The 3,857-nt window shown below is 46.5% G+C and carries 3 protein-coding genes; all 3 read right to left on the bottom strand.

Features of this window, described 5'->3' with window-relative positions:
• A partial coding sequence (locus L692_RS31315) for a DUF1573 domain-containing protein (protein ID WP_156940528.1) occupies window positions 1-1,509 on the bottom strand: 1,509 nt, incomplete at its 3' end.
• A gap of 183 nt (window positions 1,510-1,692) precedes the next feature.
• Complete coding sequence (locus L692_RS29540) at window positions 1,693-2,790, bottom strand: response regulator (RefSeq protein ID WP_269636737.1); 1,098 nt, start codon at window positions 2,788-2,790, stop codon at window positions 1,693-1,695.
• An 11-nt stretch (window positions 2,791-2,801) separates the two neighbouring features.
• Window positions 2,802-3,857, bottom strand: a 1,056-nt coding sequence (locus tag L692_RS29535; protein WP_036724644.1) for a response regulator, incomplete at its 5' end; no start/stop codon positions are given.

The following is a 3,857-nucleotide window of genomic DNA, read 5'->3' as shown; positions in this document are numbered from 1 at the left end:
GCCAGGAGACGTCCCTTGATAGATTTCATAACTTGTTGCTCCGGTCACGCTGTTCCAGCTTAAGTCCGCCTGACCTTCGCCCGCGATTGCGGTAAGTCCGGTTGGTGCTGTAAGGACTATCCGACCTGCTGTAGAGGTTCCTGTTAACAAAATAACCCTAGGTATATTAAATGCATCTGAATTAATCGTTACTTTGCCGCTAAACGTCCCCGCTTCTGTTGGTTTAAATCCTATTTGGAGAGAGCCTTGTGCATTTGGAGCTAATGTACTTCCAAAATCTGAATTTACGGTAAAAGGCTCACTTGCCGTAATGGAATTAATAGTAATGGTTTGATTAGACGTATTATGTAGAGTTACCGTTTGATCAGGCGCATTTTGATCAGGAAATGAAAGGGTTGTCGCTGATAAATTCAACCCGTACCCTTGCAGCAGACCTTCATAAACCGCCAAATATACTTTACCGCCGCTTTCGTAGACATATAAAATATCCCCGTTAGTCGTATTAATTTCAGATGCCGCAATAGTTGTGCCATTAATGGTTATGGGAGAACCAAACGTTGCCCCAAGGTCTTGGCTAACCGCAAATGAAACACTTGTGCCATTTGTATAACCGGTGACAACATTCCCAAATGAATCGGCGCTTATTGAACGCGACGAACTGCTATTAGCAAAGGTAAGTGGTGTTAAACTCTGATCGGTCAGATTATACTTATAAGCTGTAGTTCCCGTACCGCTTACAAATGTATAATGCCCTAGCTCTCCGCCTGATATAGCACTTACAGAGTAGTAAACCTGACCCGGCGGATCGACAGGCCCGTTTAATGTTACTCCATAATCATTACTTGTATAGTATCTTAACCTAGGATTATCCTTTTGAATAACTACCTGGTGTGTAGATGGATCGACATGTACATCCGAATATGCATATTGAGTCGGTATCGCATTTAAAGTAAAAGTACTTCCATTATCAGAACTGTAGTAAAAATTCGTTCCTTTTTGATCAATGATGTACACATATTTATCGTCAGTGTCCATATGTACGCTGCCGGTTGCAGTACCGATATTTGCAGGGGCACTAAATGTCGCGCCTTTGTCCGTACTTTTACTAAAATAAGCCCTTCCGCTTTGAGACCAAATCACATAAACGTTCCCGTTTGAAGATGCAGCAACTTCTGCATCAATATCAGAACTATATACTTGGACACTTGGTGAAAAAGATTGACCGCGATCAGTACTCTTGGCCACTCTTATGCCAGCATTACCATGAAACAAAACATAGATCGTTCCATCCGGTGTTACGGCTAGTTTTCTCGATGTACTGACTTGACTAATTCGGTTTGTCGTACCAGCATCAGACACTTGAACACTGACTGGTGAATTCGAAAGAGGAGTTATCCCCGCAGCTTTAACCGTTGGCATAAGGGCAGAAGTAAATATAGAACTTAGCAGTGCCAGTGACATAATCATTCTGAGCGTTGAAAAATAAAGTCTGTTCCTATTTCTACTCATGATGTCATCCCTCCGTATCCGTACTTATTTATAAACGGCCTTTCTACCTAGTTGTCAATCTCCTTTCGTCCTATTTCTTCTCAGTTCAACATTTTTTCACAAACTGATTATAGCAAAGGCCTCTAAATCGATTCTAAAACGAATAAAGCCCCCGGCCTCATAAAAGAAAGGCCAAAGGGCTTGTCATTGTATGCACTGATTGTAAATACTTGTCGTTTCCTGGCTGGGTTCAATTCCGAGGTCTGCTTGCAGGAGCTTCACAAAGGCTTCGTAATGACGGCTCAGTGAAGCATAATCTCCCTGGAGGGCATAAATGGCAAGCACGAGATGGCATATCTCTTCCGAGTAGGGGGCTTTTTGCTGCGCAAATTTCAGCCGCTCAAGCGCTTTTCGTTCAAAGCCATGCTCCATTTCATAGGTCGCGAGCCTTATCACACGATTCAGATAACGTTCCAGCAGATTGCTCCTCAGCGTCTCCGCCCAAGGGTAATCATATCCTTCCAGATAATCGCCGCGGTAGAGCGCCAGGATATTTTCATAAAAGAGCCGGTTCTGTTCGGTTATGGCAAGCTCCCGGTCTGTTGCCCGTTCAAACTCCGATACATCAAAGCGGATTCCATCCAAAACAAGGCGGTAGCTGTCCAGCGCATATTCTACGGAAATTTGTCCCTGCCACTCCTTGACCAGCTTTCGAACCTGGGACACGGTGGTATGTAAATAGGTTAACGCCTTGTCCTTGGGATAATCGGGCCAAAGGGTTTCGAGCAGGATTTCCTTGGCCATCCACCGCTCCCGATGATGGAGCAAGTAAGCAAACAACTCCTGGGCTTTCGCCGTTTTCCACTTCAACTGCCTTTCACTGCCCGCACCGTCATCAAAAGACAAGTACCCAAAGCAGCGAACCCTCCAATCGTCAGAGCTTTTCACTTCCCTGACCGGGATACTCCGTTCGATATAATGCAGGGTTTTAGCCAAACGATCCGGGTCTATCGGCTTTAGCACATAGTCAAGCGCATGAATTTCAAATGCGTCTATGGCGTATTCCGAATATGCGGTTATATAGACAATACGGATCTTACTGTCCAATTGCTGAATGTGCTCCCCCGCTTCCAGACCGTTCATTTCAGGCATATCCATATCGAGAAAAACAACATCCACTTTGGATCTGGCCAGATGCTCCAGCCCCGCCAGGGCAGATGTATATTTCCCTTCGACCTGGAATCGCCCATCGGCGAGCAGCATCATCTCCAGATACAGCAGGGCAGGCTTCTCATCGTCAATCAGTATGCATGTTAAGATAAGGCTTCCTCCTCTCCTTGATGGTAAGCGCCGGATGTTTCCTTGTGTATCTCAAAATAAACCTCAGTTCCCTGAAGCAGCCGGGACTTCACTTGCAAGCCCTTGCCATACAGCGACAGGAGCCTTCGGTCAATATTCATTAGCCCTACTCCTGAACCGGATTGCCCCGACACAATCAGATCCAGTTGCTCCTTCGTCATCCCGATCCCATCATCCGTAACCATCACTTTGACCGTCTGGTCGGTTTCCTGAATCGTTATTTGAATGGTGCCGCCTGCCGCTTTCTTCATAATTCCGTGCCTGACAGCATTCTCAACGATCGGTTGAATAGCAAGAGGAGGAAGGAGAGCGTTCATTGAAGCGTGAATGTCAAAGGATACGTTCAGGCGTTCCCCGAAACGCGCGCTTTCCAAAGACAGAAAGGCCTTAACCAGCTCTAACTCTTTATGAAGCGGAATGAGCTTGTCCCGGTTCTGAAAGTCGAAGCTCCCCCGTAAATATTTGCTTAAATCCAGGAGAAGCTCAGTTGCCTTGGATGATTCTACTTTGGACATATAAATGATGGTGTTCAGAGCATTGTATAAAAAGTGCGGTTTAATCTGCGCCTGCAAAAATGCCATCTCTGTGCGTACCGCATTCTGAACGGATCGGCGAAGTGTAATCAAGGTACGCGCCCTTGCCCTTAGCTCAGTCGCATCGACGGGTTTGCCAAGAAAATCATTAATTCCGGACTGAAAAGCAAGCTCAATATCCTCCGCGCGGCTTCGGGCCGTCAGCATCAGAACCGGCAGTCTGGAAAGCGGAAAGGTCAATCGAATCCTCCTGGACAGTTCCGGTCCTGACATCCCCGGCATCATCCAGTCGGTTATGACCAGATCGATATTCCGGTTCAGTGACAGCTGCTTGAGTGCGTCAGTCCCTGAATTTACAGCAACAACGCGGTAGTTGTCTACGGAAAGGATATCCGTCAATACTTGTAGATTTACAGGATCATCATCCACAATCAGCAAGGTGCCCTCCGCAGGCTTCTCCTCCGATGCGGCAGCCGC

Source organism: Paenibacillus forsythiae T98 (assembly GCF_000520735.1).
GTDB lineage: Bacteria > Bacillota > Bacilli > Paenibacillales > Paenibacillaceae > Paenibacillus_AQ > Paenibacillus_AQ forsythiae.
The sequence above is the reverse complement of the archived record's forward strand: the minus strand, read 5'-3'. Positions and strand labels throughout refer to the sequence as shown.